Genomic DNA, 19,637 nt, shown 5'->3' on the forward strand with positions numbered 1-19,637 from the left:
ACTACCCGTGTGAGCGGATATAGGCGAGCTGCGCCTGCACCGAGCTGCGGGCCGCGGGCCAGAGCCGCTTGTCCACATCCGCGTAGACGTGCGCGACGATCTGGAGCGACTTGGCCTCGGGGCCGAGCTTCTCCAATGCGTCACGGACCTGTTGGAGACGTTCCTCGCGGTGCTTCAGGTAGTAGGCGATCACGGGTTCGGCGTCGAGATGGTCGGGTCCGTGGGCGGGGAGCAGTGTTCGGCCGGGGGCGATCTCGGCCAAGCGGCGCAGCGAGTCCAGGTAGTCGGCGAGTGCGTCGTCACGGGATTCCAGCACCGTGGTGCCGCTACCGAGCACGGTGTCGCCGGTCAGCACCGCGGCGTCGTCGGGGCCGTCCAACAGCAGACTCACCGAGTCGGCGGTGTGCCCCGGGGTCGCCACGGCGGTCAGCCGGACGCCCGCCGCCTCGATGACCTCGCCGTCCACCAGTTCGGTGCCGCCGCCGTGCAGGAAGCCCGAGTCCACCGCCCGCACGGGCGTTCCGGTGAGCCGGACCAGCCGGTCGATGCCCCCGGTGTGGTCGTGGTGGTGATGGGTGATGAGGGTGAGCGCGATATCCCCGTCGGTGGCGCGCGCGATGGCCTCGGAGTGCGCCCGGTCCTTGGGACCAGGATCCACCACCACCCACCCCGACACCCGCGGCGCCCGCAGCAGCCAGGTGTTGGTGCCCTCCAGCGTCATCTGGCCGGGATTGTCCGCCAGCAGCACCGCGGCGCTCGGCGTCACCTGTCGCACCCGCTCGTACGCGGGATGGTTGAGGGTCATATCCCCGTCCTTACCGGATCGAGCCGCCACACACCAGACCCGCCTTCCTACACCCCCGCCCCCTGCGTCACGCCCCGTTGGTTCGCGGCGCGTCTCGGTTCTGGACTGACGGAGCGGAGGAGGGAAGCGGAGGAGGGAAGAACCGAGACCTTCAGCGCCGCGAACCCGCCCGGAGCGCAGCGGAGGGCAAATCAAACAGAGCGCACCTCGGCGATCAGTTCGACCTCGACGGGGGTGTTCTTCGGCAGTTCGAAGACGCCGACCGCGGAGCGCGCGTGCACGCCCGCCTCGCCGAAGACCTCGCCGAGCAGTTCCGACGCGCCGTTGATGACCACCGGCTGGTCGGTGAATCCCGGTGCGGAGGCGACGAATCCGACGACCTTCACGATCCGCACCACGTTGTCGAGCCCGACCAGGCCGTGCACGGCGGCCAGCGCGTTGAGCGCGCAGTACTTGGCCGCCTCCTTGGCCTGCTCGATGCTCACCTCGGCGCCGACCTTGCCGACGGCGGTGAGTTCACCGTCGCGGAAGGGCAGCTGCCCGGAGGTGTAGACGTGGATGCCGCTGCGGGTGGCGGGGATGTACGCCGCGACGGGTGCCGCGACCGGGGGCAGGGTGAGCCCCAGCTTCTCCAGGTTCTCGGCCCAGTTGGTGGCCGCTGCGGCGCTCATCAGTTCTTGGGCCGCTTCAGGTAGGCCACGTGCTGCTCACCGGTCGGTCCGGGCAGCACGGTGACGAGTTCCCAACCGTCGGCGCCCCACTGGTCGAGGATCGCCTTGGTCGCATGCGTCAGCAGCGGCACGGTCGCGTATTCCCACGCGGTCACATCACTCATGGGGTGAGCGTAGAGCTCGGGTGCCGCGCAAGGCATCCCCGGCCCCTCCCGGCCGCGCCGAACGGATCGGGAATCGGCCCGTCGAAACGTGGTGTACCAGACAGTCCTCGTCATCCTCTGGGCAGGAATAAGGAACGAGTTATAGGCTCGCGAACGTGGGAGTACCGATCGCAGTGCCCGTTTCGGCGGAGCCAGGGGTCCAAACAGGATGGCCGCAGCGGGCCGAGAAGGCCCGCCTGCACTATGTCTCGGGGAAAGGGGGGACCGGGAAGTCGACGGTCGCGGCGGCATTGGCGCTCGCACTGGCGGCCGGTGGTCGTCGGGTGCTGCTGGTAGAGGTGGAGGGTCGGCAGTCCATCGCCCAACTCTTCGACGTACCACCGCTGCCGCCCACCGAGACCCGCATCGCCACCGCGGACGGCGGCGGCGAGGTGGTGGCGCTGGCCCTGGATGTCGAGCATGCGTTCCTGGAATACCTGGACATGTTCTACAACCTGGGTTTCGCCGGCCGCGCCATGCGCCGGGTGGGCGCCATCGAGTTCGTCACCACCATCGCGCCGGGGCTGCGGGACGTGATCCTCACCGGCAAGATCAAGGAATGCGCGGTGCGCGTCGACAAGTCGGGCACACCGGCCTATGACGAGATCGTCATCGACGCCCCGCCGACCGGCCGCATCGCCAGCTTCCTGGACGTCACCCAGGCCATGGCGGAGATCGCCAAGGGCGGGCCGATCGCCGCGCAGGCCGATGGCGTGTCCAAGCTGCTGCATTCCGAGCAGACGATGATCCACCTGGTCACGCTGCTGGAGGCGCTGCCGGTGCAGGAAACCGCCGACGCGGTCGCCGAATTGACCGCGAACGACCTGAATATCGGGACGGTGATCGTGAACCGGGCGAGCGAGGGCTATCTGCCGCGCACCGTGCGGGCCGAGGTGGCCCGCGGCGATCTCGACGCCGAGGCCCTGAAGTCCGGTCTGGCCGAGGCCGGAATCACGCTGTCGGAGCAGGATTTCCAGGGCCTGGTCACCGAGGCCGTGGAACATTCGGCGCGGTTGCAGGCGCAGGACGAGAGCGCGGCGGATCTCGCCGCGGTGGACATCTCCCGGCTGTACCTGCCGTCGCTGGCCGACGGCATGGATCTGGGCGGGCTCTACGAGCTGGCCGAATATCTGAGCGCCCAGGGGGTTCGCTGACATGATTCTTCCGGCAAGTGCGGTCCCGCTGGACTTCTCGACGATCATCAAGGATCCGGCCGCGCGCATCATCGTGTGCTGCGGGTCCGGCGGCGTGGGCAAGACCACCACGGCCGCCGCCATCGCACTGCGGGCCGCGGAGGAGGGCCGTCGCGTGGTGGTGCTGACCATCGACCCGGCGCGGCGGCTGGCGCAGTCGCTGGGCGTGTCGGACCTGGGCAATACCCCGCAGCGGGTGCAACTGGGCCCCGACGCCAAGGGCGAGCTGTACGCCATGATGCTGAATATGCGCCGCACCTTCGACGAGATGGTGCTCGAGCACACCAGTCCGGAGAAGGCCGAGCAGGTCTTCGCCAACCCGATCTACCAGACGGTGGCCTCGTCCTTCGGCGGAACGCAGGAGTACATGGCCATGGAGAAGCTGGGCCAGCTCGCCGCCAAGCGCGAATGGGACCTGATCGTGGTCGACACCCCGCCCTCGCGCAATGCGCTGGATTTCCTGGACGCGCCCAAGCGGCTCGGGAACTTCCTCAACGGCCGCATGATTCGCGTGATCATGATGCCGGGTCGCGGCGTGGGCCGCCTGGTGACCGGGGCCATGAGCCTGGCGCTGCGCGGTGTGTCCACCATCGTGGGCGGGCAGCTGCTCAAGGACGCCTCGCTGTTCCTGCAGTCGCTGGAGTCCATGTTCGGCGGCTTCCAGGATCGCGCGGACCGCACCTACGCCATGCTGTCGCGGCCGGGCACCCACTTCGTGGTGGTGGCGGCGGCCGAACCGGACGCGCTGCGGGAGGCGTCGTTCTTCGTGGATCGGCTCTCCACGGACAAGATGCCGCTGGCCGGGCTGGTGCTCAATCGCACCCACCCGGTGCTGAGTTCGCTGTCCGCGCAGGAGGCGCTGGTGGCCGCCGGCCGGCTGGCCCCGGCCGACGGCACCGAGAACGCCGAGGCGACGGCGGCCACGCTGACCGCCGCCGTACTGCGCATTCACGCGCACCGCGCCGAGACAGCCCGGCGTGAGCAGCACCTGCTGCACCGGTTCACGGGCGCACATCCGCGGGTGCCGATCGCGACCGTCACGGCGCTGCCGTTCGAGGTCGCCGATCTGGAGGCGCTACGGGCGGTGGGCGCACAGCTCGCCGAGGCCGCGACGCCGGCCCGATCGGCGTGAATGTGACAGTCGGATCACGCTGCACCGCAGTAGCAATCGGACATAAGTGACCCTCTTCCGATTGGTACGGTCTGTGCGAAACGACCGATTCTGCCCCAGAAACGGACCGAGCCCGCTATATGCGGGCTCGGTCCGTTCTGCTAATCGGTATACGGGTTACATCGCTACCTTCTGCTGACGCTGGACGCGGAAGAAATCCGCCCAGGAGGTCACCTCCGGGTGCTGCTTCAACAGCGCCCGGCGCTGCCGCTCGGTCATGCCGCCCCACACTCCGAACTCGACGCGATTGTCGAGGGCGTCAGCGCCGCACTCCATCAACACCGGGCAATGCCGGCAGATGGTGGCCGCCTTGCGCTGCGCCGCGCCACGCACGAACAGCTGGTCGGGATCCACTTCCTTGCATCGGGCCTGGGAAACCCAGGCGATTCTCGCTTCGGCCTGCTCCACATCCAATCGAGCGATCGGGGTAGTCATGTGCATTTGGTGTGCCCCTTTGCAGTCCGAACACCGGGTCACGGCGCTCCAGAATCGCGTACGACGCGCAGCTACCCAACCCCGCTGCGTTCCGCACCACATTCCACTTTGAGTGTTAGCTCTATCACACTGGGTTCTCAATCTAGATAGTGGTGCGCGCCCTGCGCAAGACCGTGCTGAGATTTTCTGGTACGTCCGTCCATGCAATCGAGACATGGAACCGGGCAGTCGGCCTCATTTGTGACAAACCGACGCCGACGACACGCGCACACCGAGTGCCCGCGAGGCCAATTAGGCTAGGACTCGTGCCGATATCACGAACGCTCGCGAGACTCGCCGGCAGCTGCGTACTGGCCGCCGTGCTGCTCGCCGGGCTGCTCTTCCCGCTCGCCGGTGGATTCGGATACATCTCCAACCGCGCCGCGGACGCCGTCGACAATGTCTCCGCCGAACTGGTGGAGGGCACTGTCCCCGCGGTGTCCACCATGGTCGACGCGAACGGCACCCCGTTCGCCTGGCTGTACGAGCAGCGCCGGTTCGAGGTGCCCAGCGACAAGATCTCCAACGACATGAAACTGGCGATCGTGTCCATCGAGGACCGCCGCTTCGCCGACCACCACGGCGTGGACTGGCAGGGCACCTTCCGCGCCTTCCTCACCAACACCTCCAGCGGTGAAGTGCAGCAGGGCGCCTCCACGCTCGACCAGCAGTACGTGAAGAACTACCTGCTGCTGGTGGTGGCCAAGACCGACGCCGAGCGCCGCGCCGCCATCGAGACCACCCCGGCCCGCAAGATCCGCGAGATCCGGATGGCGCTCACCCTGGACAAGCAGCTCACCAAGGACGAGATTCTCACCCGGTATCTGAACCTGGTGCCCTTCGGCAATTCCTCCTACGGCATCCAGGACGCCGCGCAGACCTACTTCGGCATCGACGCCAAGGATCTGAACGTGGTGCAGTCGGCCATGCTCGCGGGCATGGTGCAGTCCAGCTCCAAGCTCAACCCCTACACCAACCCGCAGGGCGTGCTGGAGCGGCGCAACACCGTACTGGACACCATGATCCAGAACATTCCCAGCCGCGCCGACGAATTCCGCAAGGCCAAGGCCGAACCGCTGGGCGTGCTGCCGGAGCCCAAAGGACTGCCGCGCGGCTGCATCGCGGCCTACGACCGCGGCTTCTTCTGCGACTACGCCCTCCAATACCTGGCCAACGCGGGCATCAGCCGCGACCAGATCGACAAGGGCGGCTACCTGATCCGCACCACCCTCGACCCGGTCGTCCAGGACGCGGTGAAGGCGTCGGTGACGCAGAACGCCGACCCGAACCTGGACGACATCGCCCAGGTCATGAATATCGTCGCGCCCGGCCAGGATTCGCATCCGGTGCTGGCCATGGCGTCGAGCCGCACCTACGGACTCGACGCGGCGGCGAATCAGACGGTGCAGCCGCAGCCGTACTCGATGGTCGGTGACGGCGCGGGCTCGGTGTTCAAGCTGTTCACCACCGCCGCCGCCATGGAGAAGGGCCTCGGCATCAGCGCCCAGCTGGATGTGCCGTCCACCTTCCAGGCCCGGGGCATGGGTAACTCCAACACCCCCGGCTGCCCGGCCGAGACCTACTGCGTGAAGAACGCCGGTTCCTACAAGTCGCCCATGTCGGTGACCGAGGCGCTGGCGACCTCGCCCAACACCACCTTCGTCAAGCTGATCCGGGACGTGGGCGTGGAGCCTACGGTGGATATGGCGGTGCGGCTGGGCATGCGCTCCTACACCCAGCCCGGCACCTCCGGCTTCGGCAACCAGAGCCTGGCCGACATGGTGAAGAACCAGAACCTGGGCTCGTTCACGCTCGGGCCGGTCGCCATCAATCCGCTCGAGCTGTCGAATGTGGCGGCGACGCTGGCCTCCGGCGGCAAATGGTGCCCGCCCACCCCGATCCGGGAGGTGCTGGACCGCAACGGCAAACCGGTGCCGCTGACGCAGCAGGCGTGTGAGCAGGTGGTGGAGCCGGGTCTGGCGCACACCCTCGCCAATGCCATGGGCAAGGACGACATCAGCGGTACGGCGGCGGGCGCGGCCCGCTCGGTGGGCTGGAACGGGCCGCTGTCGGCGAAGACCGGTACCACCGAATCGCACCGCTCCTCGGCGTTCCTGGCGTTCACCAACTCGTTCGCGGGTGCGGCCTACATCTACGGCGACACCCCGACACCCGGCGAGATCTGCTCGTTCCCGCTGCGCAACTGCTACAGCGGCGACCTGTTCGGCGGTAACGAACCGGCCCGCACCTGGATGGGCGCGATGAAGAACGTGCTCGACCGCTTCCCGCCGCTGGCGTTCCCGCCACTGGACGACAAGTATGTGCGCGGCTCCAACAATGCCCAGATCCCCGATGTCGTCGGCATGAGCCAGGGCGAGGCCACCTCGACCCTGATCGGCGCGGGCTTCCAGGTGTCGGTCGCCTCCGCCCCCGGGCCGACCAAGGGCACCGTGCTCAGCATCTCGCCGGACGGATCGGCGATTCCGGGCTCGGTGGTCACCATCTACGTGAGCGACGGCAGTGAGCGCCCGGTCCCGGTGCAGACACCGGGACCGCCGCCCGGCCTACCGAGCCTGCCCGGTCTGCCACAGTTGCCACCGATACCGCTGCCGATACCCATCCCGCGCTAGCCGGCGCGAGAATGCGAATTGCCCGAAGTGCAGCACACTTCGGGCAATTTGTCCTTTTTGCACGTATTCCCACCTATCAGGCGGAGAACTATCCGTCGAAAATGCCTTTCGGCCCTGTCCAGTCGGTCTCGCAAAGTGTTGGCTATCCGTACCGACAGACAGCGCGGGCGAAGGGACGGACGGCCATGACGGTGCTGCTGACAGTGCTGATCATCTGGATTGTGTGCTCGGTGCCGATCGCACTCCTACTAGGCCGGATACTACGAGCGAGCGCTCGCCGCCCGCACCGGACCGCGCCGGAACCCCGTGCGGTCCGAGCCGGGAGAAACGGCTCCCGCGCCCACCGACGCAAGCCGCACGCGCGGGTCAGAGCCTGGATTTGACCGCTGCGGCAACCCGCGAGCCGTCGGCGCGGCCCGCCGCCAGAGCGGTCGCGGCCTTCATGACCTGGCCCATCTGCTTCATGCCGGGGCGCTCCCCGTTCTCCTCGGCCACCTGGGCGATGGCGGTGTCGGCGATATTCGCGACCTCCGCGTCGGTGAGCGGCGTGGGGAGGTACTCCTCGATGATCGACTCCTCCGCGCGCTCATTGGCGGCGAGTTCCCCGCGACCGTTCTGCTCGTAGACGACGGCGGCCTCGTTGCGCTTCTTGGCTTCCTTGGACAGCACCGTGATCACCTCGGCATCGGAGAGCTCCCGAGCCTCGGTACCGGCGACCTCCGCGTTCTGCACGGCGGTCAGCAGCATGCGCAGCGTGTTGAGCCGCAGCGCGTCCTTGGCCTTCATCGCGGCCGTGAGGTCCGTACGCAGCTTCGCCTTGAGTTCCGACATGCGCTCACGCTACCGCTCGCGGCCCCCGCACCCGCCACTCTTTTTCCCGGTGTCGACGCCCCGGTGTGGTCCACGCCTCACACAAGTCGATGTTTCCCCCGCAGGTCGCCTATTCTGGGCGAATGCCCGTCATCTCGACCTCCGCCCTGCGAAACGCCGCTCTGGGAGCCGCCGGGGCCGCGGTCGCCGGAATCGGTTACGCCTCGCTCATCGAACGGAACGCGTTCGTGCTGCGGGAGGCGACGCTACCGGTGCTCGAACCGGGTAAGCCCTCGCTACGCGTGCTACACATCAGCGATCTGCACATGACACCCGGCCAGCAGTTGAAGCAGGCGTGGGTGCGGGAGCTGGATCGGCTGGAACCGGATCTGGTGGTGAACACCGGCGACAACCTGGCGCACCCCAAGGCAGTGCCGTCCGTCGTGCAGTCGCTGGGCGGACTGCTGGCGCGGCCCGGCATCTTCATCTTCGGCAGCAACGACTACTTCGCGCCGGTGCCGAAGAATCCGCTGAAGTACTTCAAGTCCGACCACAAGCGAGTCTTCGGCGACCCGCTGCCGTGGCAGGATCTGCGCGCCGCCTTCAGCGAGCGGGGCTGGCTGGACCTGACGCACGTGCGCCGCGATATCGAGGTCGCCGGGGTGAAGATCTCGACCGCGGGCGTGGACGATCCGCACCTGAAGCGGGATCGCTACGACACCGTGGCGGGCGCGCCGAACCCCCTGGCGGACTTGAGCATCGGCCTCACCCACTCCCCCGAGCCGCGGGTGCTGGACCGCTTCGCCGACGACGGCTACGACCTGGTCATGGCCGGGCATACGCACGGCGGCCAGCTGTGCCTGCCGTTCTACGGCGCGCTGGTCACCAACTGCGGCATCGACCGCTCCCGGGTCAAGGGCGCGTCGCGCTGGGGCGCACACACCCGCCTGCATGTGTCGGCTGGCCTGGGCACCTCGCCGTGGGCCCCGTACCGCTTCTGCTGCCGCCCCGAGGCCACCCTGCTCACGCTGGTGGGCGCACCGCCGAAGAAGCCGGCCGCCGATAGCGGGCGCGGGATCACCGCGTCTTCGGCCACTGCTGCGCGATAGGCGTCGGCCGCGATATACAACGCGGTGATACGACAGGCAGGGGACGACCATGAGTGGCGACGACCGCAATCAGCCGGAGCCGCAGTGGTGGCAGGGCGCGCCCGATCCGGATGCGCAGTGGCGACCGGGGAGCTACGGGCCGGACGAGCCGGGGCGGGGAGCGCCGGACCCGATGACGCAGCCGCCCGCCACCGGCCGGTATCCGCCCACCTCACAGTCTTATCCGTCGGGGCCCTATCCGTCAGGGCCTCATCCGTCGGGGCCCTATCCGTCGCAGCCACAGGGTGACTCCGGCTCGTACCAGGCGGGAGCGCCCGCCGGGTACCAGCCACCCCCGCCGGGTGGCCAGCCATGGCCCGACGCGGCTCAACCTCGGCCCGGCTTCTCTCCCGGCGGACCCGACGTTTCTCCGGCCGGATACGGCGTGTCTCCTGCCGGGCCGCCGACCGCCGCGTACCAGGCGAGTCCGATGGATCAGACCGTCGCCGGATACGGCGGGGCCGGATACAGCGGAGCTGGATACAGCGGGCAGCCGCCGTACGGTGGTGCACCCGGATACGGGCCTCAGAGCGGCGGCCAGCCGCCGAATGGCAAGCGCGGCAAGGGTTTGCTGTTCGCGGGCATCGGTGCGCTGGCGCTGGTGGTGGTCGGCGCGGTCACGGCGGTCGCGCTGGCGAACCGGGATTCGGCCGATTCCGCCTCGCCGGGCAGCACCCCGTCCATGGTGAGCGCGCTGACCACGGAGAGCTCCGCACCGTCCACGAGCACCGCTCCCCGGACCACGGCGGCGCGCCCCACCACGCCCGCCGCGGTGATCCCCGGCTACCAGGTGGTCGCGCTTCCGGAGAACGGCGCGGCCTACGATGTGCCCGCCGATTGGGAGATCGACCGGAGCACCGTCGAAATCGGCTACGGCGCTGACGCTTTGCCGGTGGCGGGGGTGGCGCAGGAGGGCGCGGGCTACTGCCCCGACTACGTGCGCACCAATATGTTCCTGACCCAATCCGACGAATCCGATCCGGTGCGGGCGATCTCCGACGTCACCACCCGTGTGATCGGATTCGCCTACACCACCTCCACGGACTCCACACCGGGCCCCGCCGAATCGTTCCGGACCTCCGACGGCAAGCTGCAGGGCGTCTTCGTGGAAACCACCGGCAACGCTCCCGCGCCGAGCCCGGGCTGCGCGTCCACCTACGCCATCTACACCTTCGGATTCCCCGGCGACAGTGGCGCTTTCGTGCTGACCATCATCGCGGACACGGGTGTGGACAAGGCCGTGAACACAGATTTCGCCAAGCAACTCCTGGCCACTCTCCGCCCCATCTAGGTGGATCGGCGGCCGCAAGAAACAGGGGGGTCGACCATGACCAGTGGCTCCAACGACCGCGATGACGATGGGACGCAGCGGAATCCGGAATGGTGGGAGGGCGCTCCCGAACCCGGTTCGCGGTGGCAGTCGCAGCCGCGCTACCCGGAGCAGCCCGGCGACCCGACGACGCAGGCCGGGTACGGTGCACCAGGCGGGTACGGTGGCTATCCGCCGCATGCGCCCGGACCCGCACCGCAGCAATCCGGGCCGGTGCCGAATCCCACTGCGCCACAATCACATCCTTCCGGACCTGCTTCGCCTCCATCCGGACCTGCTTCACATCCTTCCGGACCTACTTCGCCTCCATTCGGACCTGTTCCGCATCTCTCCGGACCTTTTTCGAACCCGTCCGGAACCGTTCCGAATCCGTTCGGAACGATGACGAGTCCGTCGGCGCAGAACCCGTACCAGTCCGGCCGCGCGCCGTTCCCTCCGAACCAGTACGGTCCGCCGCCCGGCGGCGGCCGAAAGGGCTTGCTGTTCGCGGGTATCGGCATCGTGGTGCTGGCGCTGGTCGCCACGGTGACCGTCATCCTGGTGAACCGCGGCTCCGAGGAACCGGTCGCGGGTCCGACCACCACCACCTCCGCGGCCGAGCCGACCACCACGACCAGAACCACCCAGCAGACGACGGGGCCGACCACGCCGCCGCCGGTCATCCCCGGCTATCAGGTGATCTCGCCCACCGATATCGGCGCGGCCTGGGATGTCCCGCAGGACTGGGTGCTCGACGAGTCGATCAAGGAGTTCGCCAGCGCCGACGAGACCGTCCCCGTCTCCGGCCTCACCACCGAGGGCGTCAACTACTGCACCGATTTCGTGCGCACCAACATGTTCCTGAGCGCCACCACCAACCCCGACGCCACCGCCTCGGCCCGCGAGATCGGCGAGAGGATCGCCCGCATCGGCTGGACCACCGGCTCCGCCGTCACCTCCACCCCCGGTGAACCCCTCACCAACACCGACGGTTCCCTCCATGGCGTCTTCATGGAAACCACCGGCACCTTCACCGCCCCCGACCCCCGCTGCGCCGACACCTTCTCCGTCTACACCTTCGCCGTCTCCGGCGGCACCACCAACTCCATAGTCCTCACCATCGCCGCCGACACCGGCGTAGACCGCTCCATAGACCCCACCTTCGCCCGCCGCCTCCTCACCACCCTCCGCCTCATCTGATCCCCTGACCAGCCGATTTAACGTCCACCCCCACCGTGCGCTAAGCTACTCCCCGTTCGCTTCACGGGGTGTGGCGCAGCTTGGTAGCGCGCTTCGTTCGGGACGAAGAGGTCGCAGGTTCAAATCCTGTCACCCCGACGTGTTGGTTGAGACACAGCATCGGCCCTGACCATTTCCAATGGTCGGGGCCGATTCGTATTTCCAGGCCGTTCGATGCCCCTTCCATCGACGCTCGTCCGCAGCACGGTCGCCTGTTGCTGAATCGCATTCGCCCATCGGACCTATTGCATCTCGCGGGTCGGTGCGGGACTCACCCTCGACTCCGTCTCGCTCGAGTGCGCCTTCTCCCGGGAGAGATACTAGTTGATGAATGGAAACTAGTTGACATAGAGTGGACTTGTGAACGCCGCACCAACGCCGCAGGACGCACTCCAAATCGCCGCAGACGCCACCGAACAAGCCCGCCGCGCACCCGCCATGCCCGGATGGGTGCCGCCGGTCGCAGGGTTGCTCGGCGGGAGCGGACTCGTCCTGTTCAACCTGGGACAGCCCGCCCGCAGTGAAACGAATATCGAACTCACACTCACCGGAACCGCACTGCTGCTCACGCTCGCCGCCCTCATGGCGTGGTTGCATTTCACGCAGCGGAATGACGGGGTGCGGCCCCGGGCGATGTGGCAGCGCCCGGCGCGGCGCTGGGCGCGAGTATCGGTCTTCCTAGTGCCGATACTCTTCGGCGCTATCGTCGGCACCAGTCTGGAAGGGGGGCCGCTTATTCCGTTCGGAATGGCCATGGGCGGCTGGATCTGGTTCGTACTGGCACGACAGCGAGGCATCCCGTGGCGGATCTGAGCGAACTACTCGCCTCACTCCCCCGCCTGAAACTGGTCGCATTCCTCGAGGGTTGCAGCGAGGCCGAATTCGGAACGATCACCGAACAGTGCGAGCTGAACAAATCCACCTTGTCGAAGGCGATGACCGTCCTCGACGACGCCGGATATATCACCATCCGGAAGGGGTACGTGGGACGCAGGCCGAAAACTTGGCTGGCACTTACCGATAGCGGCCGAAAAGCCTACCGCGACCACCTCGAGGCTCTCACCGCGCTCGCGCGCAGGGCGCGAGAGAACACCGGCGAGAGACAACGTCCACTCCAGCACTGAAATAAGTCCTGCAGGACTGCGGCACCGCACGGAACGTACTACGGGGCATGCGGTTACGGTCGCCATCCACCGCACACACGACGGCCAGCTGGCGCCCCGCTCGGATAGGCGTGGCGCCAGCTGGCCATGTGGATCGATTGCCGCCAACCCGACAGGCGATCGACCCGGACACGCGACTGCGATCGGTGGTCACCCACCGATCGCCGGTCGTGCTTATGGGGTTGTCATCGCGAGAGCGACTTGCGCAGGTCGGTGATGGTGGCGCGGCGCTCGTAGGCGATCCAGGCGAAGATCGCGGCGAGGACCAGGGGGAAGATCGCCATCTCGGGGGCGTCGGCAATGAATGCCTGGGTTCCCGCGGCGAGCACGGTGAGAACGGACAGGCCCGCGGCGGCCAGGGCACTCAGGCGGGGAACCATCAGGCCGATACCGCCCGCGACCTCGACGACTCCGATGAAGATGAGCAGGCCGAGGGGGATGGTCAGGTTCTCGGGGGCGTTGTCCATCACGGTGTTCGGGATGACGAGCTTCGGTCCGCCGGAGGCGATGATGAAGAACAGGCCGAGCACGATCTGCAGGGTCCACAGGACGCGGTTGCGGATCTTGCCGGGACGGTAGGCGGTGTCGGAGAAGTTCGCGGAGGGGTTGGCGGTGGTCATATCTGGTCCTTCTGGTCGGTCGCGCCGGGTTGGTAGCGCGTTCAACAGATAGGACGGAGCACTCCCCGAAGACTCATCGCTGTCCGCGAGAAATTTTTTCGGTACGGTCCGGCACCGACCTAGTCGCTCACTTCGACCCCATACGATCGCGCGAGCACCGCCAGATCGGTCGAATACCCCTGTCCGACCGCACGGACGCGCCAGTTGCCCGCGCGCTCGTAGATCTCCGCGAGAATCAGGGTCCGTTCCTCGGTGGCGGCGTCGAGCGTGGCTCGGACCATCGGAGCCGCCTTGGGGGTCGCCGCTTCCAGCTCTATCGGGCCGAGGTCACCGAAGGTGCCGACCGGCCCGTCCAGGGCGGCCGCCAGCACGATGCGGCGGCAGTGATCCGGGAGTTCGTCGATGGCGATGGTCAGCGACTGTTCGGTGGGACCGTCGACGGTCAAACGCACACCATCTGTTTCGGGCTGGTTGTAGAAGACGAAATCGCTGTCACCACGGACCCGTTCGCTGCCGTCGACGAGGAACGCGACGATATCCACCTCGGCTGTACCGGTCGGATGCCAGGCAGCCCGCAGTGTCCAGTCGTTGCCGCACGGTTCCGTGGGCAGGTCGACGACCTGACCACGGGCGAGGACCACAGGATCGACGGTGAACTCACGATCAGGCACTCCCACCGATCCGGTGTCGGCGGTCCTGCCCGGCTCGAGCAGCTCCGGCCCCCAGATCGGGAGGCCGAGAGTCGCCGCTCTCGCGAGCCGCTTATCCGTCTCGCCGCCCGGCAGTACGAGCACATCTGTCACGCTGGCCGACAGGTTGACGGCGACGGAACCGCCGAGTTCCGTTATGCGCTTACGCATTTCGACCGCCTCGGCATGTTGTCCGCCCAGGACGAGAATGCGCCGGTCACTCAGCGGTCCCGCTGCCTCGACCTTGCGCTTCGCGCGAGCCCCCGAAGACGTGCTCCCGGACTGTGTGTCCGCACGCTTGTCCGCACCCGGCAGGACTGCGCCGAGCAGTTCGAGGAACCGCGCCTCGGAGATGATCGGGGTGCCGTATTCCCGCGCTTTCGCCGCCTTACCGGTCCCGGACTGCGGGTCGTTGGTGACCAGCACACTGGTCAACCGGCTCACGGCACCGGTGACATCGAGGCCCGCAGCCTCCGCCTTGTCGATCAGCGCGTTTCGGTCGGTGGTCGTATCCCCCGTGATGGCGACCTTCATCCCCTGCACGAGCGGCCCACGATCGGTCATCCTGCCGGGATAGACGAAACCGCACTGCATCTTGGGTTTGCCGCGCCACAGGTGACGATTCGTATCCTTCGGCGGGCACTGCAGTAGCGGGGCCCGCATACCCAGCCGAGTGGCGTCTTCGAGCAGACCTTTCAACACGCCCACCAGTACCCGCGAATCATCGAGAGCGTCATGTGCTCGACGCTGCTCGACGCCGTAATGCGCTGCGAGGGAAGCGAGGCGGAAATCCGGTAGCGGTGGGGCGATGGCGCGGGCGAAGGCCAGGGTGCACAGTCGCTGCCGGATCGGGAGGATCGCGCCCGTCCTGCGGAACTCACCGGCCAGGAAGTCGTAGTCGAATCTGGCATTGTGCGCGACCATCACCCGGCCGTCCAACACCTCCGAGAGTTGGTCGCGCACCTGATCGAAACGCGGCGAACCATGGAGCCGCGCTCGCGTGAGCCCGTGAATGTGCACCGGCCCGGGATCACAGCCGGGGTCGATGAGCGTGTGAAACTCGTGAATCACATCGCCCTGTTCGTCCACGGCGATCGCCGCGACCGACAGCACCCGATCGGAGGCCGCGTGCAGCCCCGATGTCTCCACATCGACCACAACGAACGGCCCGGCCCCGACTTCGTGATTTGGTATCGAATTCCCCTGCACGCGTTGCCCATCGCGCCGAGTAGGTCAGATGTTCCACCGACACGCGAAGACACGCTGAAGCATTTCGATCGTGGTCCACCTCACGAAATCGACCAGTTGCCACATACCCCTAGGGGGTATAGGTTCGAGACAACGAAGAAGCTCGGCCGTCCGGAGGTACCAGCCATGACCACTCAGCACACCGCCCACGCGGGACACACCACGCACGCCCACCATGCGGCGCACGCTGCCCACGCCCGCCATGCGACACATGGAGGGGACGCCGGACAGCACGGTGGGCACGGTGGGCACGGTGGGCACGGGGAGCACGCTGCTCATGGCGCGCCCGGTGGGCTGCAGGTGACACAGGACGGGTACACGCTCGAACTGGTCGAGAACATCGTTCGCGCAGGGGAAGTCGACTTTCGGTTCCGGATCGTGGGGCCGGATGGGAAGGCGGTGACCGACTTCGCGCCTGTTCACGATCGGGAATTGCATCTGATCGTGGTGCGGCGGGAGTTGGATGGGTTCTGGCATGTGCATCCGGTGCGGGGGGAGGACGGGATCTGGGAGGTGCGGTTGACGTTGCCGGAGGCGGGGGCCTATCGGGCGTTCACCGATATCGCGCCGACGGCGCTGGGCAAGACCATTACGCTCGGGGCGGATTTCGCCGTCGCGGGCGACTACCGGCCGCGGCCGGTGCCCGTTACCGGCCGCATCGCGGCGGTCGACGGGTTCGAGGTCGCCCTGGACGGCGATCTGGAGGCGGGTGCGGGGCGGCTGCTCACACTCACGGTGCGCAAGGATGGCGTGCCCGTGACGGATCTCCAGCCGTATCTGGCGGCCTACGGTCACCTGGTGATACTGCGGGCGGGCGATCTCGCCTATGTGCACGTGCATCCGAATGGTAAACCGGGAGATGGGGTTACGGCCGCGGGGCCGGAGGTTGCCTTCCACACCGCCGTACCGGGGCGGGGCACCTACCGGTTGTTCCTGGACTTCCGGCACGGGGATGTGGTGCGGACGGCGGCATTCACGCTGACGGCGGACTAGCCTCGGCATCATGCCGACCGTTACCGCGCCGATCGTCGCCGTCACCGTGTATCCACAGCAGGCCAGGGTCACCCGGCGGGCCGAGTTCGACGTGGCCGAGGGCCCGCGCATCGTTTTCGCCGGATTGCCGGTGGTTATGGACGCGGATTCGGTGCGGGTCACCGGTTCCGGGCCGGCGCGGATCGTCGGGGTGGATGTGCGGACCGCGCACCACCCCGATCCGGCCGATGCCAAGCGACGGGAGCTGGCCGCGCAGCGGAAGGCGTTGCAGGCCACGATCGACGGCATCGCCGATGAGGAGCAGGCCGCGGCGACGAAGGTCGAGATGCTCACCGGGCTGGCGCGCAGCAGTGCCGAGAGCTTCGCGCAGGCGTTGGCGAAGGGTAAGGCCGAGCCCGGCCGGATCGCTACGGTCGGCGGCGCGTTGGACGCGCAGCTGGCACAGGCGTTGAAGGCGCGGCGGGCGATCGCCGTCCGGCGCGACGAAGCCCAGGAGGAGCTCGACGCCCTGGATCGCCGCATCCAGTCGATGGGTCGCCAATCCAGCAGGGACAGTACGGAAGTCGTGGTCGAGCTGGAGGCGACCGGCACGGGTGCGGCCGAGTTGGAGCTTTCCTACGTGGTCGAGAACGCGAGTTGGGAACCGGCTTATGACGTTCGCGTGGGTGACAAGGACGTCGAGGTGGTGTGGTACGGCCTGGTGACCCAGCACACCGGCGAGAACTGGCCGGAGTGCGAGCTGGCGCTGTCCACGGCGCGCCCGGCGGTCACCGTGACGGTGCCGGAGCTGCGGCCGTGGTTCCTCGACCGGAACCGGCCGCTGCCGGTGGGCGCGCCGCCCGCGTCCGGAATGGCGATGCGCGCTCGGGCCGCGGGCCCCGCCATGACATTCGCCGGTGCGGCCGACGAGGTCGAGATGGCGGCCATGGCACCGATGGCCGACGAGTTCGCCGATCTGGAGCAGGGCGCGACGGCGAGCACCTATCGCACCATGCGCCCTACCGCCATCCCCACCGGAGCCCGTGGGCACCGGGCCACGCTGGCGCGCTTGGAGTTTCCCGCGAGCCTCGGCTACATCACCGCCCCGGTCCAGGCCGAGGAGGCATACCTGCGCGCCGAGGTCACCAACAACTCCGAACACACGCTGCGCGCGGGCAAGGCGTCGGTCTTCCGCGGGGAGGAGTTCGTCGGCAGCACGCGCATCGACACCTGGGCTCCCGGCGAGGAGCTGGAATTGGCGCTGGGCGTGGACGATCGCATTCGGATCGAGCGAAAACTGGTGCGCCGCACCGCGAGCAAGGCCACCTTGTCGAGCACCAGCCGCCGCGAGGCCGAATACCGCACCACCATCGCCAATCACACGCCCGCCGCGATCACCGTCACCGTCCTGGACCAGTCGCCGGTGTCGCGCGACGAGGCCATCACCGTCAAGGATGTGCGCACCTCCCCCACGCCGGCGGAGACCTCCGACCTGGGCGAGATCACCTGGAAGCTCGAGATCGCGCCCGGCGAGACGGAGTCGGTGAGCCTCTCTTTCCGCGTCGATGTCGCCAAGGGTGTGGAGATCACCGGCTGGCGCTAGCGCGGCGGCATCTCAGCCCATGCGCAGCTTCTTCATGAGCCGCAGGGTGACCAGTGTGCTCTTGAGCTGCTTCTCGTAGGGCATCCCCGAGCGGGCGGCGAGGATCTGCTTCTTCTGCACGCCGATATTGATGGTGTCGGTGTACTTGAGCAGCCCGGCGGCGCCGTGCCGGGTACCCACACCGGACTGCTTCACCCCGCCCGACGGCGTGCCCTTGGCGGCATAGGTGGTCACGAATCCGTCGTTGATATTGACGCTGCCCGCCTCCAGCCGCTCGGCCACGCGGCGGGCGCGGTCCAGGTCGCCGCCCCACACGCTGGCATTGAGTCCGTAGGTGGTGGCATTGGCGAGGCGGATCGCCTCGGCCTCGTCGCGGAAGGAGTAGATGGCGACCACCGGGCCGAAGGTCTCCTTGGTGGCGTGCTCCATCTCCGGGGTGACGCCGGTGAGCACCGTCGGCTCGTAGAAGGCGGGTCCGATATCGGGGCGCGCCTTGCCGCCGGTGTGCACGGTCGCGCCCTTGGCGCGGGCCTCGTCGACGTGTGCCGCCACCCGGTTCATGTGGTCCACCGAGACCAGCGAGCCGAATTCGGGGCCGAAGTCGTAGGTCGCGCCCGCCTTGTCGCCCAGTTCCTTCGCGGCCGCGACGAAGCGGCGCAGGAATTCGTCGTGGATGCGTTCGTGCACGTAGATGCGCTCGATATGCATGCACGCCTGCCCGCTGTTGCCGTAGACGGCGAAGATGGCGCTGGGGATGGCCTCGTCGAGGTTGGTGTCGTCGAGCACGATCATCGGATTCTTGCCGCCGAGTTCGAGGCTGCATCCGATGAGATTGCGTCCGGCCTGTTCGCCGATGACCCGCCCGGTGGCGGTGGAGCCGGTGAACATGACGAAATCGACATTGTCGATGAGGGCGGGGCCGACGTCGGGGCCGCCGCCGCACACCACCTGCACCAGCCCGCGCGGCATACCCGCCTTGTGCAGCAGTTCGATGCCGTACAGCGTGCACAGCGCGGTCTTGTTGTCCGGCTTCATGACCACGCCGTTGCCCGCGATGAGGGCCGGGGTGGAGTCGGACATGGAGATGGCGAACGGGAAGTTCCACGGCGCGATCACCGCCACCACGCCCTTGGGCCGGTGCTCCTCGGTGGAGGTGGTGATGATCGGCATGGGCCCGGTGCGCCGCTTCGACTTCAGCACCTTGCGCGCGGTCTTGAGGTAGTGGGCGATGACCATCGGGGTGTCGCACACTTCCTCGATGGCCATGCGCCGCGACTTGCCGCAGCCGATCTGGATCAGCGTCGCCAGGGTCTCGATCTCGGTGAGAATGAGTTCGTGGGCGCGTTCGAAGACCGCGAGCCGCTTCTCCAGCGGCCAGTCGGCCCATTCGCGCTGTGCCGCGCGGGCGGTGGCGACGGCCTTCTCGACGTCTTCGGGCGAGGACTGCGGCAGTTCGCCGACGATATCGCCGGTGTAGACCTCGATCATCTCGTACGGTTCGCGGGGTTCGCCCGCCTGCCCCGCGGTCACCATGGCGGTGAGGCGGTTGATCAAGGATTCCGTGATCCGCGGCGGCAGCTTCGCCCGCGACTCACTGCGCGTACTCGTTGTGTCCATGGGGACCTCTCTCCAATGCTCGCCCCGCCCGTGACGGCGGTCACCACGTTCCAAACTAGAACACGTTATTGT

At 67.8% G+C, this 19,637-nt stretch carries 18 protein-coding genes and 1 tRNA gene; 11 read left to right on the top strand and 8 right to left on the bottom strand.

Annotation, left to right across the window (positions count from 1 at the left end):
- Position 1 precedes the first annotated feature (1 nt).
- The 3 genes from QJS31_RS19700 to QJS31_RS19710 all read right to left on the bottom strand — a co-directional run bounded on the left by QJS31_RS19700 (position 2) and on the right by QJS31_RS19710 (position 1,640).
- Positions 2-805 carry an MBL fold metallo-hydrolase gene (locus QJS31_RS19700; protein WP_306357351.1) on the bottom strand — a complete coding sequence of 268 codons (804 nt, stop codon included), beginning with the start codon at positions 803-805 and terminating at the stop codon, positions 2-4.
- A 191-nt stretch (positions 806-996) separates the two neighbouring features.
- Positions 997-1,476 carry a RidA family protein gene (locus QJS31_RS19705; RefSeq protein WP_282785920.1) on the bottom strand — a complete coding sequence of 160 codons (480 nt, stop codon included), beginning with the start codon at positions 1,474-1,476 and terminating at the stop codon, positions 997-999.
- Entirely contained in the window at positions 1,476-1,640 is a 165-nt protein-coding gene (locus tag QJS31_RS19710) for a DUF4177 domain-containing protein (RefSeq protein WP_085996322.1), read from the bottom strand. Before QJS31_RS19710 ends, QJS31_RS19705 begins: the two co-directional genes overlap by 1 nt.
- Positions 1,641-1,813: 173 nt before the next feature.
- Between QJS31_RS19710 and QJS31_RS19715 the strand changes: the two genes are divergently transcribed.
- Both QJS31_RS19715 and QJS31_RS19720 read left to right on the top strand, forming a co-directional pair.
- Positions 1,814-2,833 carry an ArsA-related P-loop ATPase gene (locus tag QJS31_RS19715; RefSeq protein ID WP_306357451.1) on the top strand — a complete coding sequence of 340 codons (1,020 nt, stop codon included), beginning with the start codon at positions 1,814-1,816 and terminating at the stop codon, positions 2,831-2,833.
- 1 nt (position 2,834) lies between these two features.
- Entirely contained in the window at positions 2,835-4,004 is a 1,170-nt protein-coding gene (locus QJS31_RS19720; RefSeq protein WP_282785919.1) for an ArsA family ATPase, read from the top strand.
- A gap of 156 nt (positions 4,005-4,160) precedes the next feature.
- Here the strand turns inward: QJS31_RS19720 and QJS31_RS19725 are convergent, their stop codons facing one another.
- Positions 4,161-4,484, bottom strand: a complete 324-nt coding sequence (locus QJS31_RS19725) for a WhiB family transcriptional regulator (RefSeq protein WP_029932757.1) — start codon at positions 4,482-4,484, stop codon at positions 4,161-4,163.
- 299 nt (positions 4,485-4,783) lie between these two features.
- Here QJS31_RS19725 and QJS31_RS19730 point away from each other — a divergent pair, with 299 nt between their 5' ends.
- Positions 4,784-7,147, top strand: a complete 2,364-nt coding sequence (locus tag QJS31_RS19730; protein WP_306357352.1) for a transglycosylase domain-containing protein — start codon at positions 4,784-4,786, stop codon at positions 7,145-7,147.
- 366 nt (positions 7,148-7,513) lie between these two features.
- Here the strand turns inward: QJS31_RS19730 and QJS31_RS19735 are convergent, their stop codons facing one another.
- Positions 7,514-7,978 carry a GatB/YqeY domain-containing protein gene (locus tag QJS31_RS19735; protein WP_282784922.1) on the bottom strand — a complete coding sequence of 155 codons (465 nt, stop codon included), beginning with the start codon at positions 7,976-7,978 and terminating at the stop codon, positions 7,514-7,516.
- Between the two features lie 122 nt (positions 7,979-8,100).
- Here QJS31_RS19735 and QJS31_RS19740 point away from each other — a divergent pair, with 122 nt between their 5' ends.
- The 6 genes from QJS31_RS19740 to QJS31_RS19765 all read left to right on the top strand — a co-directional run bounded on the left by QJS31_RS19740 (position 8,101) and on the right by QJS31_RS19765 (position 12,777).
- A complete protein-coding gene (locus QJS31_RS19740; protein WP_306357353.1) occupies positions 8,101-9,066 on the top strand; it encodes a metallophosphoesterase in 966 nt (321 codons plus the stop codon).
- Positions 9,067-9,535: 469 nt separating this feature from the next.
- Positions 9,536-10,396 carry a hypothetical protein gene (locus tag QJS31_RS19745; RefSeq protein ID WP_306357354.1) on the top strand — a complete coding sequence of 287 codons (861 nt, stop codon included), beginning with the start codon at positions 9,536-9,538 and terminating at the stop codon, positions 10,394-10,396.
- Positions 10,397-10,816: 420 nt separating this feature from the next.
- Positions 10,817-11,614 (top strand): hypothetical protein, encoded by a 798-nt coding sequence (locus tag QJS31_RS19750; RefSeq protein ID WP_306357355.1) that lies wholly within the window; start codon positions 10,817-10,819, stop codon positions 11,612-11,614.
- 64 nt (positions 11,615-11,678) lie between these two features.
- Positions 11,679-11,752: transfer RNA gene (locus tag QJS31_RS19755), tRNA-Pro, on the top strand.
- A 261-nt stretch (positions 11,753-12,013) separates the two neighbouring features.
- The gene (locus QJS31_RS19760) at positions 12,014-12,466 is read left to right on the top strand and encodes a hypothetical protein (protein ID WP_306357356.1); all 453 of its coding nucleotides are present in this window, start codon (positions 12,014-12,016) and stop codon (positions 12,464-12,466) included.
- Entirely contained in the window at positions 12,454-12,777 is a 324-nt protein-coding gene (locus QJS31_RS19765; protein WP_195144860.1) for a transcriptional regulator, read from the top strand. Before QJS31_RS19760 ends, QJS31_RS19765 begins: the two co-directional genes overlap by 13 nt.
- A 224-nt stretch (positions 12,778-13,001) precedes the next feature.
- Here QJS31_RS19765 and QJS31_RS19770 read toward each other — a convergent pair whose 3' ends face one another.
- Together QJS31_RS19770 and QJS31_RS19775 are read right to left on the bottom strand one after the other, a co-directional pair.
- The gene (locus tag QJS31_RS19770; RefSeq protein ID WP_306357357.1) at positions 13,002-13,436 is read right to left on the bottom strand and encodes a DoxX family protein; all 435 of its coding nucleotides are present in this window, start codon (positions 13,434-13,436) and stop codon (positions 13,002-13,004) included.
- 119 nt (positions 13,437-13,555) lie between these two features.
- Positions 13,556-15,334, bottom strand: a complete 1,779-nt coding sequence (locus QJS31_RS19775) for an exonuclease domain-containing protein (protein ID WP_306357358.1) — start codon at positions 15,332-15,334, stop codon at positions 13,556-13,558.
- 165 nt (positions 15,335-15,499) lie between these two features.
- Here QJS31_RS19775 and QJS31_RS19780 point away from each other — a divergent pair, with 165 nt between their 5' ends.
- A complete protein-coding gene (locus tag QJS31_RS19780) occupies positions 15,500-16,366 on the top strand; it encodes a hypothetical protein (protein ID WP_306357359.1) in 867 nt (288 codons plus the stop codon).
- Between the two features lie 10 nt (positions 16,367-16,376).
- Entirely contained in the window at positions 16,377-17,948 is a 1,572-nt protein-coding gene (locus QJS31_RS19785) for a mucoidy inhibitor MuiA family protein (protein WP_306357360.1), read from the top strand.
- 12 nt (positions 17,949-17,960) lie between these two features.
- On the opposite strand, the gene QJS31_RS19790 is transcribed toward QJS31_RS19785, so the two are convergent.
- On the bottom strand, positions 17,961-19,565 hold the full coding sequence (locus QJS31_RS19790; protein WP_282779874.1) for a succinic semialdehyde dehydrogenase: 1,605 nt from the start codon (positions 19,563-19,565) through the stop codon (positions 17,961-17,963).
- Positions 19,566-19,637 lie beyond the last annotated feature (72 nt).

The sequence above is a fragment of the Nocardia sp. CC213A genome (assembly GCF_030766805.1).
In the GTDB taxonomy this organism is placed as follows: domain Bacteria; phylum Actinomycetota; class Actinomycetes; order Mycobacteriales; family Mycobacteriaceae; genus Nocardia; species Nocardia otitidiscaviarum.

What these genes read in the sequence shown, in the direction of transcription:
- QJS31_RS19700 (WP_306357351.1), bottom strand. Translation starts at nt 805, where the DNA reads ATGACCCTCAACCATCCCGCGTACGAGCGGGTGCGACAGGTGACGCCG.
- QJS31_RS19705 (WP_282785920.1), bottom strand. Translation starts at nt 1,476, where the DNA reads ATGAGCGCCGCAGCGGCCACCAACTGGGCCGAGAACCTGGAGAAGCTG.
- QJS31_RS19710 (WP_085996322.1), bottom strand. Translation starts at nt 1,640, where the DNA reads ATGAGTGATGTGACCGCGTGGGAATACGCGACCGTGCCGCTGCTGACG.
- QJS31_RS19720 (WP_282785919.1), top strand. Translation starts at nt 2,835, where the DNA reads ATGATTCTTCCGGCAAGTGCGGTCCCGCTGGACTTCTCGACGATCATC.
- QJS31_RS19725 (WP_029932757.1), bottom strand. Translation starts at nt 4,484, where the DNA reads ATGCACATGACTACCCCGATCGCTCGATTGGATGTGGAGCAGGCCGAA.
- QJS31_RS19735 (WP_282784922.1), bottom strand. Translation starts at nt 7,978, where the DNA reads ATGTCGGAACTCAAGGCGAAGCTGCGTACGGACCTCACGGCCGCGATG.
- QJS31_RS19740 (WP_306357353.1), top strand. Translation starts at nt 8,101, where the DNA reads ATGCCCGTCATCTCGACCTCCGCCCTGCGAAACGCCGCTCTGGGAGCC.
- QJS31_RS19745 (WP_306357354.1), top strand. Translation starts at nt 9,536, where the DNA reads ATGGATCAGACCGTCGCCGGATACGGCGGGGCCGGATACAGCGGAGCT.
- QJS31_RS19750 (WP_306357355.1), top strand. Translation starts at nt 10,817, where the DNA reads ATGACGAGTCCGTCGGCGCAGAACCCGTACCAGTCCGGCCGCGCGCCG.
- QJS31_RS19770 (WP_306357357.1), bottom strand. Translation starts at nt 13,436, where the DNA reads ATGACCACCGCCAACCCCTCCGCGAACTTCTCCGACACCGCCTACCGT.
- QJS31_RS19780 (WP_306357359.1), top strand. Translation starts at nt 15,500, where the DNA reads ATGACCACTCAGCACACCGCCCACGCGGGACACACCACGCACGCCCAC.
- QJS31_RS19785 (WP_306357360.1), top strand. Translation starts at nt 16,377, where the DNA reads ATGCCGACCGTTACCGCGCCGATCGTCGCCGTCACCGTGTATCCACAG.
- QJS31_RS19790 (WP_282779874.1), bottom strand. Translation starts at nt 19,565, where the DNA reads ATGGACACAACGAGTACGCGCAGTGAGTCGCGGGCGAAGCTGCCGCCG.